Origin of the sequence: Streptomyces sp. NPDC001902, assembly GCF_042891295.1 — a bacterium.
Taxonomy (GTDB): Bacteria; Actinomycetota; Actinomycetes; order Streptomycetales; family Streptomycetaceae; genus Actinacidiphila.
Genome location: NZ_JBIATA010000002.1, coordinates 19136 through 39902 on the forward strand (window position 1 = coordinate 19136; position 20767 = coordinate 39902).

Here is a 20767-nt window from a genome sequence, read left to right on the forward strand (position 1 = left end):
CCGTCTGCGTACGCCTTGGCTCAGAACCTGCCGCCACCGCCCCTCCGCCCCCGCGTCCCTCCGCCGCCGAAGCTGCCGGGGCCGCCCCCACCGATCCCGCCGCCGAACACGCCCCCGCCGGCCCCACGGCCCATACCGCCGAAGATCTCCCCGAGCAGGATGCCGCCGAGCACCGCGCCGCCCATGCCGCCGCCCCCGCGGCGGCCGCCCATGGCGCCGCCGTACGGACTGCCGTACATGCGCACGTCCTGCTCGGCCTGCTGCTGCGCCGCGCGGGCCAGCGCATCCGCCCGCTGGGCCTCGGCGAGCGCGGCAGCGGGATCGGTGGGCGCCCCGGCTGCGGAGTCCAGCGCCAGTTCGAGGTGCCGCTGTGCCTCGGCGAGGCGCGTCCTGGCCTCGCTGCCCACCGCCGCACGGTGGGTCGTGATGAAGTCCGAAGCGGCGCCCACGGCGCTGCGGGCGGTGAGCAGGGCCTGGTCGAGCAGGGAGCGGGCCCTCTGGTTGCCGGCCTCGTGTTCGCGCGCTCCCGTGAGGGCCTCCTCGAGGGCCGCGTCGGCCTCCTCCACGCGGCGCAGCACGTCGATCGGGTCGTACGGTCCCGCGGCGATCCGCGTCCGCACCTCGCCGACGACCGATTCGGCGCGGGCGATCCGGCCGTGCAGGTCGGCTGTGGGGATGCCCTCGGGCGTGCCGGCGAGCATGCCCCGCGCCTCCGCGAGGTCGGTCCCGGTCTCCGTCAGCGCGCCGGGCAGCTTGCCCGCCGCCTCCGCGAGCTCCTTGGCCAGGCGGCCGACGGCGTCCACGAACGTGCCCGCCTGGTCGATGGCGCCCTCGGCGGCCCGCAGATGCACCGCGGCCGTGCCGCCCGCGTCCGCCACGATGGCCTCCCGGGCCTGGCCGAGCTGGGTCGCGGCGAACACGAGCCGGTCCCTGGCCTGCTCGACGTGGCCCGTGACGGGCTGGACCGCGGTGGGTGCGTACCGCGTGCCGAGCGCGGTGAGCGTGGCCTGCGCGGTGTCGGTGCGGCCGGTGATGTCCCGCAGCTCCGCCTCGGCGTGCTCCAGCGCCTGGGGCGCGTTCTGCTCCAGCGCGCGCAGCCGGTCGAAGCCCTCCGCCTCCGCGTCGAGCCGGCGGTTGGCCTCGGTGCACCGCGCGATGATCTCGTCCAGCATGCGGCGCTTGGCCGCGTCGTCCTCAGGCATCGCGTCGTCGAGCTGCTGCCGCAGCCGAAAGGCCGCCGTGAGCTGTGACTGCGCGTACCCGAGCGCCTCGCTGTAGGGCGCGGCCGCCTCTTCGCCGAACTGGGCGGTGGCGAAGCCGAGTTCCTCGGTGCTGGTGCGCACCGCGTCGTCCGTCTCGACGAGCAGCTCCCTGGCCCGCTGGTCGAGTTCGGGCAGGGGGACGGCCTGCTTTCCGCTCGGGCCGGGGGATCCCCAGCCCTGGGTGGTACGGGGCCCGGAGCGCTTCTTGCGCCGGGCGTACACGTACCAGGCGAAGGCGAGCGCGGCTGCGATCACCGCGACCGGCAGAACGAGATCACCCGCGCCCCTGTCGCTGCCGGCGCCACCGGGGTCGGCCTCGCCCGGGGTGATCGCCGGGGTGGGCACGGGCATGCCCGCGAGGACCGCGCCGATGCCGTCCGCCGCGCCGATGGCCGCCCCTGCCCAGTCGTTCTGCCGCAGCGCCGGTTCGACCGCGGTCTGCGCGACGTCTTGCAACTGGGCGTCGGTCAGCTGCGAGTCCTGGTCCACGGAGTACGCGTACTGCCGGTCGTGCGTGGCGACGGCCAGCAGTACGTCGTTCAGGCCGAGGCCGTTGCGCTCGGCGGTCGCGTCGGCCCAGTTCTGGGCCGAGCGGCCGGAGAAGTCACGTACGTAGGCGACGTAGAGCTGGACGCGGTGCACGTCGTCGAGGTTCCTCAGTGCCGTCCCGACGGCGCCCTGCCGGTCGCCGAGCGCGTCCACCCTGTCCGTGATCTGGCCGGTCCGCGACAGCACGATCGGATCGTCGGCGCGGGCAACTGCGGCGGGCAGAACCAGCCAGCACAGCATTGCCAGCGCGCTGATCACGGCGTACGCGGTACGCAGGGTGTGCGAGGTGCGAACGCCTCCGTGCGACGGTTCCCGGCTCCGGTACGGCCTCACTTTGTGAGCGTATTACCCCTTCTGGCCCTCCGCGACCGAGAACGCCCCGGGCTGGGACGTCCGCTTGTGGGGGCTTGACCGTCGGACATCGCCATACGAGGGGCATCACGGAGTTCACGTCACTGCTTCCGCGAGCCAGTGACCCGTGCGGTGCCTCAGCTGGGTTTGACGGGGGACTTGGGCTGGGTGGGTTGCTGCGGTTGGTCGCCCGTGCCGCCACCTCCGCCGGAGGACTTGGGCGGGGCCGGGGGCTGTTCGGGCTGTTCGGACTGCTGGGGCTGGGAGGGGGGCTTCTGAGGCTGTTCCGGGGTGCCGGGAGTGTCCGGGGGCTTGGGTTGCTCCTGCGTGCCCGGGGACTCCGGGGACTTCGGTTCCTCCTTCGGCGACTGCTCCTCGCTCTTCGGGGATTCTTCCTTCTTCGGGGATTCCCCTTCCTCCTTCTTCTGCTCCTCGCTCTTCGGGGACTCCTCCTTCGGAGACTCCTCCTTGTCCTTCTCCGGCGACTGCTCGTCCGTGCCCGGCGACTTGGGCTCCTCCTGCTTCTTCTCCTCGCTCGGCGGCGGCGCCGTCTTCCCCGGCGGTTCCAGCTGCGAGCCCGTGGACGGCGACGGCAGGACCGGCACCGGGGAGCCGGACGGCTGGCCCTTGGGGGGTTCGACCTTGTGGTCCTTCTTGCCTTCGACCTTGCCGCTGGGGCGCTCGAACCAGCGCTTGCTGTCCTGGTCGTAGAGCGTGAGCGTCTTCATCGGCTTGTCGGACGGGACGACCGCCACCAGGCCGGCCGCGCGGAAGGTGTCCCACTGGCGGCCGCTGTACGTCGGCGTGCCGTTGACGGCGTCGGGCGAACTCAGCGGGTTGCCGCAGGTGCAGCGGACCACCGGCACGCCGTGGTCGTCGACCATGACGGGGGTGCCGGCCTGGAGGATCGCCTGGTAGTCGGTGGCTTTGCCGTCCTTGAAGCCGTGGCTGGTGACGCGGGTGTCCCAGTTGAGCTGAACGGGCGTCAGCGCGCGCAGGTGGGAGGGGAGGTCCTGCGGCTCGACCTTCAGGGTGTCGGCGAAGGCCGCGGTGCGGGCCGGGTCCTTGGTGAGGTACGTGATCTGCTTCTCGACGTCGCAGGCGGCCTCGTTCTGCTTGCCGCTGTAAAGCCCCGGGTGGGCACCGCTGACCTTGAGGGTGCCGCCCGGGGCCGAGGACTCGTTGGGGGTGATGGTGGGGGTGACCGCGGTGCCCGATTCGCCCGCCGTGGACGGGGTGAAGGGGTCCGGGCCGGCCGCGGAGGCGTTCTGGAGGAAGATCTCGCCGCCGCCCTTGGTGCCGCCCAGGAACGAGAAGGCGAAGATCACCGCGACCGCCACGACCATCGCGGTGCCCGCGGTGACGAGGGTCCGGCGGGCCCGCCACCACGGGGCGGGGGGTCCGCGGTGGCGGCCGGGTTCTCCGCCCGGTGGACCCGGTGGGCCCGGTGGTCCTGGTGGCGGCGGGCCGGGGGGTGGCACCGCCGGTGGGGGCGGGGGGCCCGGTGTCACCGGTGGGTGCTCACCCGACGGCCGGCCGGACAGCGGTCCGGACGGAGGGCCGGTGGGGCGTTCGGGCGGAGGAGGTATGGAACTCACGGCACTCTCCCCAGACGTGGGGCAGCGGGAATTGAGGTCGATTCCCGTGCGCCCTCCGATTCCATTATGTGCACCCTTCCGGAAAGGCGGCAGCGGGGCATCCGTGAAGCTGTTGCCGCCGCGCCGGCTTCCGTGGCGTGACCTGCTGCGCAGGTGGCCGTGCGGGTCGGGGACGAGAATCGGTACATGGAAGCAGTGGGATACACCAGCGCGAACACCGGTCTCTTGCTGATCGACCCGTACAACGACTTCCTGTCCGACGGCGGGAAACTGTGGCCCCGCGCGAAGGCGGTGGCCGAGCAGGTGGGGCTGCTCGACCACATGCGTGAGGTGCTCGCCGCCACCCGGGCCCGCGGTATCCGGACGTTCTTCGTCGCGCACCGCCGCACCGCCCCCGGGGACTACCAGGAGTGGGAGCACCTCTCCCCCGCCCAGGAGGCGACCGTCAAGGGGCAGGTCTTCGCCCAGGGCTCCTGGGGCGGCGAGTTCCACCACGACTTCCAGCCCGTCGACGGCGAGATCCAGGTGCACGAGCACTGGTCGTCGAGCGGCTTCGCCAACACGGACCTGGACTTCCAGCTGAAGCAGCACCGGCTGTCACGCATCGTGCTCATCGGGATGCGGGCCAACACCTGCGTCGACACCACGGCGCGCTTCGGCCAGGAACTGGGCTACCACGTCACCCTGGTGCGGGACGCGATCGCCGCCTTCAGCCCGGCGGAGATGGAGGCGACCTTCGAGGTGAACGCGCCGGTCTACGCGCACGCCATCCTCACCACGGAGGAGTTCCTCGACGTGCTGCCGCCCTGCCCCGAGGAGTACGGGGCAGGGCGGTAGCGACGGGTGCGGGTCAGGGCTGCCGCGGGGCGGTGAGCCAGCGGTCGTACCAGGCCACGCTGCGGCGCAGCAGGTCCAGCAGGTGGCCGCGTCCACCGATCATGTGGCCTTCGCCGGGGTAGACGACGAACTCGTGGGGGACGCCGTGGTGGCGCAGGGCGCGGTGGAGGAAGTGGCCCTGGCTGACCGGCACATTGGTGTCGTCCTCGCCGTGGAGGATCAGGACCGGGGTGCGGACGCGGGAGGCGTACGAGACGGGGCTGACGCGGTCGTGGGCGTGGGGCCCTGGGCCCTCCCAGCCGATGCTGCCGCTGCCCGCCGACTCGCGGACGGCCCCCTGCTCGCCGGTCGCGGCCAGCATGCCCCAGTCGCTGATGCCGGCGCCCACGATCGCGGCCTTGAAGCGGTCGGTCTGCGTGACGGCCCACGCGGCCAGGTAGCCGCCGTGGCTCCAGCCGCCGATGCCGAGGCGGTCGGGGTCGGCGACGCCCTGGGCGACGAGGAGGTCGATGCCCTCGGTGATGTCGGTCCACTCGGCGCCGCCGACGGCGCCGTCCGTCGCGGTGGCGGCGAAGGCGTGGCCGTGGCCCTCGCCGCCGCGGGGGTTGGGGAGGAAGACGGCGTAGCCGGCGGTGGCGAGGAGCTGGCCCGGGGGCAGGTCGATGTGGAACTGCCATGAGTCGCAGTAGCGCCCGTACGGGCCGCCGTGCGCGAGGGTGATCAGCGGGAAGGGGCCGTCCTCGCGGGTGCGGCCGGGCGGCAGGAGGAGCAGGCCGTCGAGGGCGAGCCCGTCGGAGGCCTTGTAGGAGAGGCGTTCCTGGCTGCCCCAGGGGATGTCGCGGATCTCGGGGCGGGTGTCGCTGATCCGGGTGAGCGGGCCGTCGGGCGGTCCTGCGTGGACGTCCTTGGGCTCGTACGCGGTGCCCGCGAGCACGGCGACCGTCCCGCCCGTACGGCTCGCGGTGAGCGCGTGGACGATGCCCGGGCGGGTGTGCAGGCGGCGGAAGCGCCGCTCGCCGGGGTCCAGCCGGAACAGCGCGGTGTCCAGGCCGTCGGCGAAGACGGCCAGGGGCGGGCCGTCGGCGACCTGGAGGAGTTCGGTGGGGCAGACGGTCATGCCGGCGGTCAGGTCGCGGGCCTCCGGCCGGGGCCGCTGCTCCGGGTCGGCCGGGATCGCGCGGTCCAGGACGGCCGGGGAGCCGACCAGGCCGGGCGGGGTGGTGGCCAGGTGGGCGAGGTGCCAGCCGTCCTCGGCCCGCCACCAGACGGGGCGCTGCGCCGCGTGCCCGGCGGGGCCGAGGTCGTGGACGGTGAAGGTGGCGGTGTCGACGAAGTGGAGCTCCGCGGTGAGCGAGCCGGGGTCCTCCTCCGCGCACTCCCAGGTGAGCACGGCCAGCATGCCGCCGTCGGGGCGCTCGGCCACCTCTACGACGTGCCGGTCGCCGAGGGTGTCGACGGTGCGGACGGCGCCGCTGTCGAGGTCGAGGAGGCGCAGGCGGGCGGAGGGCTCGGGGCCCGTCCGCTCGGTCCACACCATCACGTCGTCGTCCTCGGCCTCGTCGGGTTCGTCGGCGGCGATCAGGGCGACGGTGCGGCCGTCGGCGAGCGGCAGGTGGTTCGCGATGCCGCCGGGCCAGGCGGTGAGGGCCTCGGCGGGGCCGTCGGGTCCGCCGTCGGCGGCGAGGCGTACGCGGTGCAGTTGCCCGGCGGTGACGAAGAGGACCGCCGCCGAGTCCGGGGTCCAGCGCGGGGCGCCGATCCAGCTCGTGCCGTCGGTCAGCTGCCGCGCCGGGGCGCCGCCGTCGGCGGGCACCGCCCACAGGGCACTGGCCAGGCGGTCCGCGATGGCGAGGGGCCGCGCCGTGTGGACGACCGTGCGGCCGTCCGGGGAGAGGGCCGGGAACATCGGTATGACGCTGTCCAGGACCGTCCGTGCCACGATGTCGCTCTGTACCGTCAATGTGCCCTCCGTAGCGTCCACTTGGGTCTACGCCTTCCTTCTGGGAACCGCGCACATCCTGCCGTAGCCCGCGACCCCTGGATAGGCCGAAGGATCATGGAGCTGTCGCGCCGGCGAGGCCGAACCGCCTGGCGAACGGCTGCCCCGGCGCCCTGCCCGCGGCTGGGGGTGACCTGCTCCCCGGGTGCGTGCGCACGCGGGTGATCGCGCCGGAGCGCAAGGAGTTCGCGGTCGGGCGGTGAGGTCCGGGCTGCCCGGTACGGGCCCCTGGTGAGGGGTCGCTCCCTATGCTGTGTGCTGCGGCTGGGCGCGGGGAGGGAGCGACCGGGTGACGCTGGTGGAGGGGGATCCGCGGTCCGTCGGCGGGTACCTGCTGGAGGGCAGGCTGGGCACGGGCGGGATGGGGGTCGTCTACCTGGCCAGGTCGGTGTCGGGGAGGGCGCTGGCGGTCAAGGTGATCCGTCCCGAGTTCGCCGAGGACGCCGGCTTCCGGGACCGGTTCCGGCGCGAGGTGGCGGCCGCGCGGCGGGTCAGCGGGGCGTTCACGGCGCCGGTGGTCGACGCCGACGCCGACGCGGAACAGCCGTGGCTGGCCACCCTGTTCGTACCGGGGCCGGCACTGTCCCGGCGGGTCGCGGAGCGGGGGCCGCTGCCGCCGGAGGAGGTCCTGAGGCTGAGCGCGGGTCTGGTGGAGGCGCTGCGCGACATCCACCGGGCCGGGCTGGTCCACCGCGACCTGAAGCCGGGCAATGTGCTGCTGGCGGAGGACGGGCCGCGCGTCATCGACTTCGGGATCGCCCGGGCCGCCGGCACCGAGCGGCTGACCAGGACCGGGACGGTGGTCGGCACGCCCGCCTTCATGGCCCCCGAGCAGTTCCGCGCGGGCGCCGTCGGCCCGGCGTGCGACGTCTTCGCGCTGGGTTCCGTCCTGGTGTACGCGGCGACCGGCCACGGCCCGTTCGACGGCGACAGCTCGCACGCGATCGGGTTCCGTGTGGTGTACGAGGAGCCGGACCTGACCGGGCTGCCGGAGGAACTGCACGCGTTCGTGGCGCCGTGCCTGGCCAAGGACGCGCAGGAGCGCACCTCGGTGGAGGAGCTGCTGGCCTTCCTGACGCTGGCGCGCGCCGGGGGATCCGTGCCGGACCCGGAACCCGCCCCGCCGGAGCCTGAGGAGCCGGAGCCCGACGAGCCGGAGGCCGACGAGCCCGGGTCCGGGCCCGGCCCGGAGCACTCCCCGACCCTGGCCGACCGCCCCCGGGACACCGCCACACGGGTCATCCGCCCGGTGCCGCGCCCCGGGGCGTTCGGGCCGCCGCCGGTGGACCGGGCGGGGCCCACCGGTCCGGTTCCGGCACCGCGCGGGCGGGCCCACGGCAGACGGGTGGCCCTGGCGGCCGGCGCCGTGCTGGTCGCCGCGTCGCTCGCGGTGGGCGTCCCCCTCCTCGTCGACCGCGACGGCTCGGGCGGCAAGGACGGGGACGGCGCGGCGGCGCAGGGCCCTTCGGGGAAGCGGGGAGCGTCCTCCGCGGAAGCGTCCTTCTCCTGCCCGGGGGCCCGGGGCGCCCTGGTGGGCGGCGGGGCGAGCGCCGTGAGGGAGGCCGTGGAGGCGTGGACCGCCGGTTTCCAGGCGGCCTGCCCCCGCTCCACGGTCTCGTACCAGCCGACGGGCTCGGGCGCGGGAACGACGGCGTTCCTGCAGGGGACGGCGGACTTCGCGCTCTCCGACGTGCCGCTGGCGACCGGGGAGGTCCTGCAGTCCGGGAAGCGCTGCACGGGCGGCGGCAAGGCCGTCGACCTGCCGCTGCTGGCCACACCGGTGGCGGTCGTCTACCACCTGCCGGGGGTGGACGGGCTGGTGCTGGACCCGCCGACGCTGGCGAAGGTCTTCGACGGGCGGATCACCCGCTGGAACGACCCGGCGATCGCCGCGCTCAACCCGGACGTCGCCCTGCCGTCCCGGGCGATCACGGCCCTCCACCGGGCCGACGCCACCACCAGCACGAGGACGTTCACCGGGTACCTGCGGGAAGCGGCGCCGGACGCGTGGGCCTACGAGGCGACGTCCGACTGGCCGCGGAGCGGCGGAGAGGGCGTGGCCCGCGCGGACGGGGTGGCCGCGCGGGTCGCGCAGGAACCGGGGGCGATCGCCTACCTGGACTTCGCCTCTGCCGGAGGGCTCGACGCGGTACGGCTGGACACCGGGGCGGCCGAGCCGGTGCCGGCCGCCGTCTCCACCGCCACGCGCGCCCTGGCCACCGCGCGGACGGCGGGGAGCGGCGGCGGCCTGGCGCTCGACCTGGCCGGCACGGGCCCGGCCCCCGGCGCCTACCCGATCACCCGGGTCGGCTACGCCGTGGTCTGCGACAAGGGCAATGAGCCCCGCTCCCTGGAGACGCTGAAGGCGTTCCTGCTGTACGCGGTCAGCGGCCCGGGGCAGACCGCCGCCGAGCGCCAGGGCCACGCCCGGCTCCCGGCGGCGCTCGCCGCGAAGGTGCGGGACGCGGTACGAGGGCTGGGCTGAGCAGCCGGAGGCCGCCGGGGTTGTCGTAGGCGTTGATGGCGGTTGGCGTCGGCGCCTTCGCGCCGGGTGCGGCACCGCTGTCGCGGCTCGGCTCCGGCCGCGTCGACCACGGGCTCAGCGGTTGTTCACAGCGGGCTTCTGGGACCGCGCGGCGGCGATGCACAGCGTGCTCGGTGCCCATTCCGTGAGCGGCCTGGGCCGCGGTCTCACGCCGGCCCGGTCGGCCGCGCCGTGGTCCGCGACGAGAGGAGGGAACGCGCCCGCGTGCCGCGCGCGGACGTGCGGGCCCGTGGGGGATGGCGACATCCGGGCGCATATGTTAGGCAAACCTAACCTACGTCTCGCGGAGATCCGGATGCGCAGCAAGACCACCGCCCCCCTCGCTCCCGCCCGGCCGACGCATGCCGAACGCATCCGGTCCGTCCTCGCCTCGGCCCACTCCATGACCGTGGTCACCGACCAGGAGCGCACGGAGGTGACCCGGCTGACGGCGCGGGCGCTCGCCGGTCACGTCCATCTGCACCCCCTCGAGACGGCCTTCGTCCCCGAGAGCACCCCGTCTCGCTGGAGTTCACCGACGTCGCCCCCACCCCCGTACGCGACCGGGTGCGGGCCCGGGTGACCGTCACCGGCTGGACGGCCGCGCCGTACCGGGCGGACGCCCCGGACAGCCAGTGCGTGCAGTTCGTGCACGCGAGGCTGGATACGGCGGAGGGCACCGCCTCCGTGGGCCTGGCCGAGCTGACGACGGCGGAGGCGGACCCGCTGGCGACGGCCGAGGCGGGGATGCTGACGCACCTGGTGGACGACCACGCGGAGCTGGTGCCGCTGCTCCTGCGGCTGGTGCAGCCGGCCCCCGCCCCCGGCGCGCGGCAGGTCCTGCCCGTGGCCGTGGACCGCTACGGGATCACGCTGCGCGTGGAGTACGCGAACGGCCACACCGACGCCCGCCTGCCGTTCCCGGCCCGCCTGCAGAACGCGGACCAGGCGGGGAGCCAGATCCAGGCGCTGCTCAACAGCGCCCGCCGCGCGTCGCACCGGGGACGGCTGTTCGCCGGCTGGTGACCAGGGGCCGCGGACGCCGCCCCTCCGCGACCCCGGCCCCCTGTCACACCCCTCTGTCACATTGGACGCGACCGGTTCGTCAGTGCGCCGAGGGAAGCCGGGGGAACGCGACGAGGGAATGGGACCGATGGACGACAAAGAGTTCCTGGCGGAGCGGTTCGAGGAGAACCGGGCGCACCTGCGGGCGGTGGCGTACCGCATGCTGGGGTCGCTGGCCGAGGCGGACGACGCCGTGCAGGAGGCGTGGCTGCGGCTGAACCGGGCCGGGGCGGACGGGATCGGGAACCTGGGCGGCTGGCTGACGACCGTGGTGGGCCGGGTGTGCCTGGACATGCTGCGCTCGCGGACCTCGCGGGGCGAGTCGTCGCTGGACGACGTACGGGTGCCCGACCCGGTGGTGAGCCGGGAGGACGCGGCCGGCGACCCGGAGCAGGCGGCGCTGCTGGCGGACTCGGTGGGGCTGGCGCTGCTGGTCGTACTGGAGACGCTGTCGCCCGCCGAGCGGCTCGCCTTCGTGCTGCACGACATGTTCGCGGTGCCCTTCGAGGAGATCGCCCCGATGGTCGGGCGCACGCCGGCGGCGGCGCGGCAGCTGGCCAGCCGGGCGCGGCGCCGGGTGCAGGGGGCAGCGCCGGTGCCGGACGCGGACCTGGGCCGGCAGCGGGAGGTGGTCGGCGCGTTCCTGGCGGCGTCGCGCGCGGGTGACTTCGAGGCCCTGGTGGCGGTGCTGCACCCGGACGTCGTGCTGCGCGCGGACACCGGCGCCGCCTTCCCGGGGGCGGCCCGGGAGCTGCGCGGCGCGCGGACGGTCGCGAGCCAGGCGCTCTCCTTCCGGCGGGCGGCCCTGCACGCACGGCCGGCACTGGTCAACGGGGCGCCGGGGGTGGTCGCCGTGGCGGAGGGCCGGGTGGTGTCGGTCATGGGCTTCACGATCGTGGACGGGCTCGTCGTCGAGCTGGACATCCTGGCCGATCCCGAGCGGCTGGCCGGGCTCGACCTGGCCGCGTTCGGCGAATAGCTCACTTGTTCGATTGAGGGGTTACCCTGGACGCATGACCGCACCGCTCCAGGGATCGCTCTTCGACCAGAGCGACGAGTTGCTGCTCGGTCCGCTGGACGGCCTCCGGCGGACCGGGCTCGGCAGCGGCGCATGGCTCGACCTGCTGCCCGGATGGCTGCAGGGGGCCGACGCCCTGTTCGAGGAACTGGCCGGCTCGGTCCCGTGGCGGGCCGAACGGCGGCAGATGTACGAGCGGGAGGTCGACGTGCCCCGGCTGCTGGCCTTCTACGGGGAGGGCGACGGGCTGCCGCACCCCGTCCTCGACGAGGCCCGGGCCGCGCTCGACGCCCATTACGCGGACGAGCTCGGCGAGCCCTTCGTCACGGCGGGGCTCTGCTTCTACCGGGACGGCCGGGACAGCGTCGCCTGGCACGGGGACCGGACCGGACGGTCGGCGACCCAGGACACGATGGTGGCGATCCTGTCCGTCGGCGACCCGCGCGACCTGGCGCTGCGGCCCCGCGGCGGGGGCGCGGCCTCGATGCGGCTGCCGCTCGGGCACGGCGACCTCGTGGTGATGGGCGGCTCCTGCCAGCGGACGTGGGAGCACGCGATCCCCAAGAGCACGCGCGCCGTGGGGCCGCGGATCAGCGTCCAGTTCCGCACGCGCGGCGTCCGCTGACTCCTCGCCCCGCACCCCGGTGCCGTATCCGTACAACCTTTCGCCCGCGGCCGTGGGTCAACGTCTGCGAGGCCCGGGAGCGGGGTCCAGGGGATGACGGGGAGGGGCCATGGGGCGGGGACGGACGGCGCGGCGCGCCGGGAGAGCGGTGGCGGCCGCGGTCGTGGTGGGCGCGGTCGTGCCGACGGCCGTCGTGGGGACGGGTGCGGGGAGCGCCGCGGCGGCGGCACCGGCGGTGGTGTGCACCTCGGGCAAGGCGGGGCTCGCGGCGAAGCTGAGCGCCGACATCACCGGTGCGCTGCGCGGCAGGACGGCGACGGTGGCCCTGTCGCTGCGGGACCGCAGGACGAAGACGGTGTGCACGCTCCGCGCGGACCAGCGGTTCGACTCGGCGAGCACGGTGAAGGTGACGGTGCTGGCCACCCTGCTGTGGGACAACAAGAAGCGCAACCGCTACCTGACGGCGCGTGAGGTGAAGCTGGCCACGGCGATGATCACCAAGTCGGACAACGCCGCGACCACGCAGCTGTGGCGGCAGCTGGGGGTGGCCAAGGTGAAGGGCTTCCTGAAGGCCGCGGGCATGACCCGCACCGTGCCGGGGAGCAACGGCTACTGGGGGCTCACGCAGATCACGGCGAAGGACGAGCAGCGGCTGCTCGACCTGGTGACGGCGAAGAACGCGGTGCTGAGCGACAACTCCCGGGCGTACATCCTGAAGCTGATGAACAAGGTGGTCGGCACGCAGCGCTGGGGCACCCCCGCCGGCGCCCCGCGCGGGGTGACGGTCCACGTGAAGAACGGCTGGCTGCCGCGCGCCACCCACGGCTGGCGGGTGCACAGCCTCGGCGCGTTCACCGGCTCGGGGCACGACTACTCCCTCACGGTGCTGACGCAGGACAACCGCACCATGAACACCGGGGTCGCCACGATCGAGGCGGTCGCCCGCGTCGTCCACCGGGACCTCGACCCGGCGGCCACCGCCGCGGGGACGCAGTCGACGACGCGTACGCCGCAGGAGGCGATCCCCGCCGTCCCGCCGGGCACGTAGCGGAGCGGAACCGACGGCACGACAGGCGCCCCCGCGGGGGCGCCTGTCGGCGTTCGCGTGGGCGGTTACCGGACAGGTGTAGTCCTCACCTGACGTGTGCGGCCCGTCGCGCAGCGCGGCGGGAGCCCTCCCGCACAGCGGAATGAAAGGTTCCACACCGGGAATCGGGATGTCTTGTGAGACGGCTGTGGAGACCGGAATCCTGCCTTGCCGGTCACGGAACGGCCTCGGAATACTCGACGGCGTTGCTTGGCGTGGACACGCATTCTTTTCGGGATGTGACGCCTTGCACCGCAAATTCCTCCGGGTTGGCGGTAGTTGAGCCGGCCCATCCCCCCACGTGGAGGTACAGGACTTGAAGCATCGTCGAATATCCGGGCGGAAGGCCGTGCTCGCGGGCAGCGGGGCTGCGGCCGTGCTGGCGGCACTGATCGTGCTGCCGCAGGCCAACGCGGCGCCGAGCCCGGCGCCCGCCCCCAAGAGCCTCACGCCCGCCGCCGCGGTGACCCTGGCCGCGCACCTCACCTCGCAGCTCGGCACCGAGGACACCGCGGGGTCGTACTACGACGCCGCGAGCGACCGGCTCGTCGTCAACGTGCTCGACACCGCGGCCGCCGACACCGTCCGCGCGGCGGGCGCCGTGCCGAAGACGGTCGCCAACACCATGGCCGAACTGCGCTCCGCCACGCGCACCCTGGGCCTGGAGGCCCGCATCCCCGGCACGGCCTGGTCCGTCGACCCGCGGACCAACCAGGTGGTCGTGTCGGCCGACCGGACCGTGTCGGCGGCCGGGATGGCACGGCTCGGCAAGGCGGTCGACGGGCTCGGCGCCGGGACCGCCCGGATTCACAAGTCGAAGGGTGAGTTCAAGCCCTTCATCGCCGGCGGCGACGCCATCTTCGGCTCCGGCGCGCGCTGTTCGCTCGGCTTCAACGTCGTCAAGGACGGGCAGCCGTACTTCCTCACCGCGGGTCACTGCGGCGTGGGCATCAAGAGCTGGTCGGACAGCTCCGGCGGACAGGAGATCGGCTCGGTCGAGGCCGCGACGTTCCCCGGCCACGACTACGCGCTGGTGAAGTACACCGGCACCGGTGTCGACCACCCCAGCGCGGTCGACCTCTACAACGGCTCGACGCAGGAGATCACGTCGGCGGCCACGCCGACCGTCGGCCAGGCCGTGCAGCGCAGCGGCAGCACCACCCAGGTGCACGACGGCACGGTCACCGGGCTCGACGCGACCGTCAACTACCAGGAGGGCTCGGTCTCCGGACTGATCCAGACCGACGTCTGCGCCGAGCCCGGCGACAGCGGCGGCGCCCTCTTCTCCGGCAGCACCGCGCTCGGCCTGACCTCCGGCGGCAGCGGCGACTGCACCGGCGGCGGGGAGACGTTCTTCCAGCCGGTGACGGACGCGCTCGAGGTGTACGGGGCCGAGATCGGCTGACCCTTCGCGACGCCACGGCGCAGCGGCGGCGCCGGACACCCCTCCCCGGGACCGGGAGGGGGTCCGGCGCCGCCGCCGTCGCCGTGGGGACGGGGCGAGAACGGGCGGGAAGGGGCGGGAACGGGCCGGTCAGCCCTGCCGGCCGGGGCGGAACTCGCGTACGGCGCGCGCCTGACGGGCGAGGGCGAGCAGCAGGCCGTCCTCGGTCCACACGGCGCTGTCCTCCACGGCCCAGCCGCCGCCCGCATGCTCGGTGCGGCTGCGGACCAGGGCCCAGCCCTGCGCGGGCGCGGCGTCGAGGACGTCGGTGAAGTGCACGGTCAGCTCGGCCGTCGGCACGGGGCGAGGCTCGGTCCACACCGCGAACAGCGCGGGCGGCAGGGCGTCGGCGAGGACGACCAGCGCCTCGGCGTCCACCGGCCGCCCGTCGGCGAACCGCATCCAGGCGAGGAGTTCGGCACGCTCCCCGCCGGCCAGGGGGCGCGCGTCGCCGGCCGGGCGGATCTCCAGGTGGGCGGCGAACGCCGCCGGCGAGCGCGGCAGGGTGAGCGGCGGGCAGGCGCCGGGCGCGGGGACGTCGGGCGCGGGCGTGCCGGTGTGGGCGGGGCCGGGTTCGCTCCGTCCGAACACGGCGGTGCCGGTGAGCGCCGCGGCACCGTCCTGCAGGGCGGTGACCGAGGACACGGACGTACGGCGCCCCCCGCGCAGGGTGGTCGCCGCCAGGCGCAGCGGGCGCTCGTCGACGGGGGCCAGGAGGTGCGCGCCGAGCGTTCGGACCGGGAGGCGCCCCCCGTCCGCGCGGCCAGGTCGTCGCGCATGGCGGTCAGCGCGAGGGCGGCGACGTAGCCTCCCTGCGCCCCGTTCCAGGACCACCAGGAGCGGTCGATGCGGACGGTGCCGGTGGTGCCCTCGGTGTCCGCGTCCGCGTCCGTGTCCGTGATCGAGGCGGGCATGACGTCCCCTTGGGAATGTGGGTTCGCTGTCCGGTCCACGATAATCCAGTGAGTTGGACATTCAAATCAACTCGACGGGAATCCCGGCGGGGTGACGGGGGCGGTCCGCACGGTCACGGACGGCGACCGGGGATGGGTAGCCCACAGCGGCGTCCGACGGCGGTCACGTGGCCGGTTCCGGGACGCCGGTGGCGACAGGGCGTTCAGTGCGGCGTCGCCCGCGAGGGGACGTCGTGGTGCTGGTGCCCGCCCGTCGCGAGCATGCGGACCTCCCCCCGGTCGCTGATCTCCGCCTGGACGATGCCGGTGTCGTCGCTGTACACCGGGTGCCCCCCGGCACCCTTGCGCTCGGTGCGCTTGACGACCACGGTGTCGCCGGAGACGGGGAAGGTCAGATCGTAGGTTTCGGCATGACTCATGAGGGGAACCTCCTGTCTCCGCCCATATGACGATTTATGCCCAGAGAATCCCTGGCCAATGACACCGGTCATGACGTTCGCTGTGGCGCCGGGCCGACCCCCTGGGAGAGCATGGAGCGGTGTCGATCATCAAGGGGGAACGCATGGCGCACCTCACCCACCTCGCCGCTCCGGAGGGTGTCCCGCCGGGCACCGGTTACAGCCACGTCGTGTGGGGCGAGGGCCGGTTCGTCGCCGTCTCGGGCCAGATCGCGGTGGACGATCGGGGTGAGCTCGTCGGGCCGGGCGACCCGGCGGCGCAGGCGCGCCAGGTCTTCGGCAACCTCGACCGCTGCCTCACGGCCGCCGGGGCGGACTGGGGCGACGTGGTCAAGCTGACCTTCTTCGTCACCGACGTCGCCTTCCTGCCCGCGGTCCGCGAGGCGCGCGACGCGTACGTCGACACCGAGCGTCCCCCGGCCAGCTCGGCGGTGCAGGTGGCCGCGCTCATCCGGCCCGAACTGCTCCTGGAGGTCGAGGCGTTCGCGATCGTCCCGGCCGCGTCCACGACCCCGGCGGCCCGGCCGTGACATTGGTCCCGGAGCGGTTCAGCGTGGCGGCGGCGGCCCGCCGCCTGCCCCCGCCGGGGCCCGGCGAGCCGCCGCGGCTGTGCCTGGTGGACACGGCGGCGAACGCGGCCGCCGCCGTCCACCTCGCGCCCGGGCTGCTGGACCGGGAGGAGCGCGAGCGGGCCACGGCCTTCCGCTTCGACCGCGACCGCACCAGCTACGTCACCGCGCACGTGGCGCTGCGCCTGCTGCTGGCGGCGTACCTGGGGACCCCGCCCGGCAAGGTGCCGCTGACCCGGGAGACCTGCCCGTCCTGCGGCGGCCCGCACGGCCGGCCCGCGGTCGAGGGCGGCGCGCCGCACTTCTCGCTCTCGCACTCCCGGGAGCTGACGCTGCTGGCCTTCGCCGCGACCCCGGTGGGGGTGGACGTGGAGGCGCTGCCCGGCCAGGAGGCCGTCGACGGCGTGTGGCGCTCGCTGCACCCGGCGGAGGTGGACGAGCTGGGCGGGCTGCCGCCGGCGGAACGCCGCGAGGCCTTCGCGCGGGCGTGGGCACGCAAGGAGGCGTACCTGAAGGGCCTGGGGACGGGCCTGGCCAGGGACCCGTCCGAGGACTACGTGGGCTCCGGACCCGCCCCCGCCACGGGCCCCGAGGGCTGGTCGCTCTCCGACGTCGCCGTCGGGGACGGCCACCGCGCGGCCGTCGCCGTACGGCTGGCCCAGGGCCTGTCGTCAAAGTAGTGCCGGCCGCCCGGAGGGCGGGCCCCGCGGTTCCCCCAGCTCCGCTGGGAGGTACCCCCAAGTGCGGTGCATCGCAAGGCGGAGAGCCGTCCTCGTAGTGGGCTACTCGGACGACTCGACAACTCCCCCGGGCCGAGGGTTGGGGAGTGCCGTGCCCGGGGGCACCTCCCAGCGCCAGCTGGGAGAGCGCCGCGGAGCAGGCAGGACTTTGACGAATGGCCCTAGCGCGCGTACTCCTCGGCGAGGAAGCGCATGGTCTGGTCGACGAAGACCCGCATCTCGCGGGAGAGGTTCTTGCCCCGCCGCCAGGCGATCTGGGTGTGCACCTCGAAGGGCACCGGCCACGGGAGGGTCACCAGCGTGCCGGCCTCCAAGGCGTCGGCGACGGTGGCGGTCGGCAGCAGGCTGATGCCGAGCCCCGCCGCGACCCCGCGCTTGATGGATTCGATGGTCCCGAACTCCAGGAAGGGCAGCGACTCGCCCGTACCGTCGTTGAGTTCGGCCTCGAACAGCTCGCGGTAGGCGCAGCCGGCCTCGGCGGAGATCACCTGGACCTGCCGCAGGTCATCGGTGGTGATCTTGTGCGCCCGGGTGAGCGGATGGCCGGGTGCGGCGACCACGGTGAGCGGCTCGGAGCCCAGGACCTCGGTCTGGACGCCGGGGTGCTGGGTCTCGGCCTCCATCAGGAAGCCCATGTCGAACATGCCCTGGCGCAGCGCGTGGCAGGTCTCGGCGCACAGGCTGGGCCGCAGCACGATGTGCAGGGCCGGGTAGCGGTGGTGGAAGAACTCCAGTAACGGGGGCATCCGGTAGGAGGTGATGCTCTCCATCGAACCGATCGTCAGCACTCCCGAGGGCTCCTCGGAGCCCAGCGTCGCCCCGCGCGCCTCGCCGGCGAGGGAGAGCATCTGCTCGGCGTACGGCAGCAGCCGCTGGCCGGCCTCGGTGAGCTGGATACGGCCCCCGAGACGGTCGAAGAGGTCGACGCCGAGCGACATCTCCAGGCCCTTGATCTGGGCCGTGACGCTGGATTGCGCGTACTTCAGTTCCGTCGCCGCCCGGGTGAAGCTGAGCAGCGTCGCCACCTTGTGGAACGTCGCCAGCTGCCGAATGTCCATTGACCCCTCCCGTGGTTCGGCTCGCGCCGGATCAATACTCCCTCCACAGGAAATCAAGCCGCCGGTGCCGGGCGCCAGAACTCCGGGTTGTCTGATCGAGGACAACGCCCGTCAGCATTCGGACACATCACCTCCGGCGGGATCGGGGGGAACGGCATCGCCGTCGGGGATCAATCCCTGGCGGCCGATCAGCAATCCCGCCTGGAATCTGCTGGTGGCGCCGAGTTCCTCCATGATTACGGATATGTGGCGGCGGCATGTACGGGTCGCCATCCCGAGGCGGCGGGCGATCACCTCGTCCTTCAATCCCATGGCCATCAGCCGCAGAATTGACAACCGCAGGTCCTCCGTGACCTGCTGGTATTCGGCGGTCCGGCCGACGTCGAAGGGCTGGCTCCCCTGCCATATGGACTCGAACGAGCGGCAGAGATAGGCCACGAGCGTGGGATCGGAGACAATCGCCGCACCCGGCGGTTCCTTTCCCTTCCGTTCCTTCGGAATGAACGCCAGTCTGCGGTCGTAGATGATCAGCCGCTCGGAGAGCTCCTCGGCGGTACGGACCTCGGCGCCGCCCTCGCAGATCTGCCGCACATAGGTGCGGGTGGCGAGGCTGGTGCGGGCGGTGTGCTGGTAGAGCGTGCGGATGCGGATTCCGCGGCGCCGCATCTCCAGGGTCTGCACCAGGTCCTGTTCGAGCAGTTCCGCGCTGCGGCCGCCGCCGGGCTGCAGGCTCATCCGCTCCTCGGTGCAGCGGCGCCGCGCCAGGTCGATCTCCCTGCGCACTTCCTCGAAGTCGTCCAGCACCCTGACCGGCACGTCGTCGGGGGCGGCCCGGTCGCTCGTGCGGTAGACGGCGGACAGCGCCCGTAACTGGCGGTGGATCGCGGCGATCTCCTGCCGGCGGTGGGCGATGGACAGCTCCAGCGGTGTCACCAGTTCCGCTTCCGCGACGTCAGGGTCGAGCGCCACGACGGAGCGGCCGGAGCCGATGCGGCCGAGCAGCCGCAGCTCCTCCAGGGTCTTGCGGGCCTCGGCGACCAGGTCGACGCCGACGCCCAGCTCGGCGGCGATCTCCTCATCCCTGAAGGCACCGTCTCGCAAAGCGCATTCGTACGCATCAACAGCAAGGTCGTCCAACAGGCGATGCTCGTCCACCGATCACCCACCCCATGCCCGATTTGCCGCTATCCACTTGTTGCCGCTCCATCATAGGACACTTCCGGCGGCTCGAACTCGATCTCCGGGACTGACACCTTGTTCTCGTGCCCACAAAGGGCACGACGGACAAGCGATGTGGGGGGATCCACGATGATGAACACTCGTCATTTACTTGCCCGGGGCTTCTCGGTGATCGTCCTGGCGGCCGGAGTTGTTTACTCCGCCACCACTCCGGTGGCCCCGGTCGTTTCCGGCGGCAACGGGCCGCGGAACGTCACGCTGGCGGATGACAAGTGGGACGTGGCTCCGATCGGTGGCGCCGACACGCATTCGGCCGACGGCCACCACGCCTGATTCGTCACGGAATTGGTTGAAGGAGAAATCATGTCGTCGAATGACCCCATGACCGCACCTACCGGTGCCCCGGAAGAGGAATCCGGCACTCTGCACTGGCCGGGGCGGCACCGCTAGCCGCCCGCCGCCCGCGGCGTCCGGCCCGCCCCGGGGCCCGCGGCTCAGTGGTGCACGCGGCGGTCGCCCGGGGTCACCCGGTACCTGATGTCCCACAGGTTGCGCCGTACGTACGTGCGCTGGAGCCAGCGGTCCCGGCCGTCGTAGCGGGCGGTGAACTCCGAGCGGGCGTGCACGCCCTTGCGGTTGTTGACCAGCAGGGCCGTGCCCGGCTCCAGCCGTACGGCGTGCGCCGTCGCGCGGCAGGCCTCGTGCAGCAGTTCCAGGGCCGCGGCGGCCCCCCGGGTCAGGGGGCGCACGCCGTTGGCGGAGACGGCGATCCCGGGGAAGTCCCGGGAGCCGCTGACGATCGGCACCGGGTCCGACAGGACCTCCGCACCGCCCGCGACATCGCGGGTGTAGCTGCCCGGGGCGTTGAGCCGGAACAGCGGACTGCGCAGCGCCTCCAGCGCCCCGTCCGCCAGCTGCCCGCAGATGTCGCGGGCGTCCGCGTAGTAGGTGGCCGCCGTCCCGGAGGGGTCGCCGCGCAGGCAGTTGAGGACCAGGAAGTCCGGGTTGGCGACGTCCCAGCGCCCGGCCGGGTCGTGGGTGATGTCGCTGTGGAAGTTGAGGAAGACGGCCGAGCCCTGGTTGGTCTGGGTGCTCTCCCCGCCGGGGACGGGGACCACGTCGTGGATCAGCCGCCCCTCCTTCTCGGTGAGCACGCCGACGGGCTCGCCCAGCAGCCCGGACAGGCCCAGCAGCACGCCCTCGGCGACGAAGCCGCGCTTGGCGGTGCTGGGCCCGCCGTCCACCGGGGTGGGCGGCAGGTCCCGGTCCACGGGCAGGTTGCGCACCAGCGCGACACCCGGGGTGTCGATGTGCCGGCCGAAGTCCAGCACCTGCTGCAGCAGTTCCGTGGGCAGCGCGGCGAAGACCCGGTGGTAGCGGGTCATGGCGCGGTCGATGTCCGGCGCCGGGTCGGGGAGCGCCGCGAGCCGCTCCCCGATGTCGTCCCGTACCGCGTCGGGCAGTTCCATCTCGGCGAAGGTCGCCTTCAC

17 protein-coding genes and 1 pseudogene are annotated in these 20767 nt (G+C 73.8%); 10 read left to right on the forward strand and 8 right to left on the reverse strand.

Annotated elements, in window-relative coordinates:
* Positions 1–20: 20 nt before the first annotated feature.
* Positions 21–2051 carry a TPM domain-containing protein gene (locus ACFYYN_RS03360; protein ID WP_500544843.1) on the reverse strand — a complete coding sequence of 677 codons (2031 nt, stop codon included), beginning with the start codon at positions 2049–2051 and terminating at the stop codon, positions 21–23.
* A 248-nt stretch (positions 2052–2299) separates the two neighbouring features.
* Positions 2300–3502, reverse strand: coding sequence for a DUF6777 domain-containing protein (locus tag ACFYYN_RS03365; RefSeq protein WP_500544505.1), 1203 nt, complete (start codon positions 3500–3502; stop codon positions 2300–2302).
* Positions 3503–3946: 444 nt separating this feature from the next.
* On the opposite strand from ACFYYN_RS03365, the gene ACFYYN_RS03370 reads away from it, so the two are divergent.
* A complete protein-coding gene (locus tag ACFYYN_RS03370) occupies positions 3947–4597 on the forward strand; it encodes a cysteine hydrolase family protein (RefSeq protein ID WP_500325399.1) in 651 nt (216 codons plus the stop codon).
* A 13-nt stretch (positions 4598–4610) separates the two neighbouring features.
* Here the strand turns inward: ACFYYN_RS03370 and ACFYYN_RS03375 are convergent, their stop codons facing one another.
* Positions 4611–6557 carry a S9 family peptidase gene (locus tag ACFYYN_RS03375; protein ID WP_500544506.1) on the reverse strand — a complete coding sequence of 649 codons (1947 nt, stop codon included), beginning with the start codon at positions 6555–6557 and terminating at the stop codon, positions 4611–4613.
* A 328-nt stretch (positions 6558–6885) separates the two neighbouring features.
* Here ACFYYN_RS03375 and pstS point away from each other — a divergent pair, with 328 nt between their 5' ends.
* The 6 genes and pseudogenes from pstS (at position 6886) to ACFYYN_RS03405 (ending at position 14320) form a co-directional block, all read left to right on the forward strand.
* Positions 6886–9081 (forward strand): phosphate ABC transporter substrate-binding protein PstS, encoded by a 2196-nt coding sequence (pstS, locus tag ACFYYN_RS03380; RefSeq protein WP_500544507.1) that lies wholly within the window; start codon positions 6886–6888, stop codon positions 9079–9081.
* Between the two features lie 355 nt (positions 9082–9436).
* Positions 9437–10146, forward strand: a pseudogene (locus ACFYYN_RS03385) (DUF2470 domain-containing protein).
* Positions 10147–10273: 127 nt separating this feature from the next.
* Positions 10274–11164, forward strand: a complete 891-nt coding sequence (locus ACFYYN_RS03390; RefSeq protein ID WP_500325409.1) for a sigma-70 family RNA polymerase sigma factor — start codon at positions 10274–10276, stop codon at positions 11162–11164.
* 34 nt (positions 11165–11198) lie between these two features.
* Complete coding sequence (locus tag ACFYYN_RS03395; RefSeq protein ID WP_500325411.1) at positions 11199–11828, forward strand: alpha-ketoglutarate-dependent dioxygenase AlkB; 630 nt, start codon at positions 11199–11201, stop codon at positions 11826–11828.
* 109 nt (positions 11829–11937) lie between these two features.
* Positions 11938–12876 (forward strand): serine hydrolase, encoded by a 939-nt coding sequence (locus tag ACFYYN_RS03400; RefSeq protein WP_500325413.1) that lies wholly within the window; start codon positions 11938–11940, stop codon positions 12874–12876.
* 355 nt (positions 12877–13231) lie between these two features.
* Entirely contained in the window at positions 13232–14320 is a 1089-nt protein-coding gene (locus tag ACFYYN_RS03405; protein ID WP_500544508.1) for a S1 family peptidase, read from the forward strand.
* A gap of 129 nt (positions 14321–14449) precedes the next feature.
* Here the strand turns inward: ACFYYN_RS03405 and ACFYYN_RS03410 are convergent, their stop codons facing one another.
* Positions 14450–15334, reverse strand: a complete 885-nt coding sequence (locus tag ACFYYN_RS03410) for an acyl-CoA thioesterase (protein WP_500544509.1) — start codon at positions 15332–15334, stop codon at positions 14450–14452.
* Between the two features lie 142 nt (positions 15335–15476).
* Positions 15477–15692, reverse strand: coding sequence for a DUF6296 family protein (locus tag ACFYYN_RS03415; RefSeq protein WP_499514004.1), 216 nt, complete (start codon positions 15690–15692; stop codon positions 15477–15479).
* 143 nt (positions 15693–15835) lie between these two features.
* Here ACFYYN_RS03415 and ACFYYN_RS03420 point away from each other — a divergent pair, with 143 nt between their 5' ends.
* Positions 15836–16261, forward strand: a complete 426-nt coding sequence (locus ACFYYN_RS03420) for a RidA family protein (RefSeq protein WP_500544844.1) — start codon at positions 15836–15838, stop codon at positions 16259–16261.
* Entirely contained in the window at positions 16258–16980 is a 723-nt protein-coding gene (locus tag ACFYYN_RS03425; protein WP_500544510.1) for a 4'-phosphopantetheinyl transferase family protein, read from the forward strand. Before ACFYYN_RS03420 ends, ACFYYN_RS03425 begins: the two co-directional genes overlap by 4 nt.
* 221 nt (positions 16981–17201) lie before the next feature.
* Here ACFYYN_RS03425 and ACFYYN_RS03430 read toward each other — a convergent pair whose 3' ends face one another.
* Positions 17202–18098, reverse strand: a complete 897-nt coding sequence (locus tag ACFYYN_RS03430) for a LysR family transcriptional regulator (protein WP_500544511.1) — start codon at positions 18096–18098, stop codon at positions 17202–17204.
* Between the two features lie 111 nt (positions 18099–18209).
* A complete protein-coding gene (locus tag ACFYYN_RS03435; RefSeq protein ID WP_500325423.1) occupies positions 18210–19253 on the reverse strand; it encodes a helix-turn-helix transcriptional regulator in 1044 nt (347 codons plus the stop codon).
* A gap of 153 nt (positions 19254–19406) precedes the next feature.
* Here ACFYYN_RS03435 and ACFYYN_RS03440 point away from each other — a divergent pair, with 153 nt between their 5' ends.
* Positions 19407–19610: a hypothetical protein gene (locus ACFYYN_RS03440; protein ID WP_500544512.1), complete on the forward strand. Its 204-nt coding sequence runs from the start codon at positions 19407–19409 to the stop codon at positions 19608–19610.
* A 161-nt stretch (positions 19611–19771) separates the two neighbouring features.
* Here the strand turns inward: ACFYYN_RS03440 and ACFYYN_RS03445 are convergent, their stop codons facing one another.
* Positions 19772–20767 (reverse strand): TauD/TfdA family dioxygenase, encoded by a 996-nt coding sequence (locus ACFYYN_RS03445; protein ID WP_500544513.1) that lies wholly within the window; start codon positions 20765–20767, stop codon positions 19772–19774.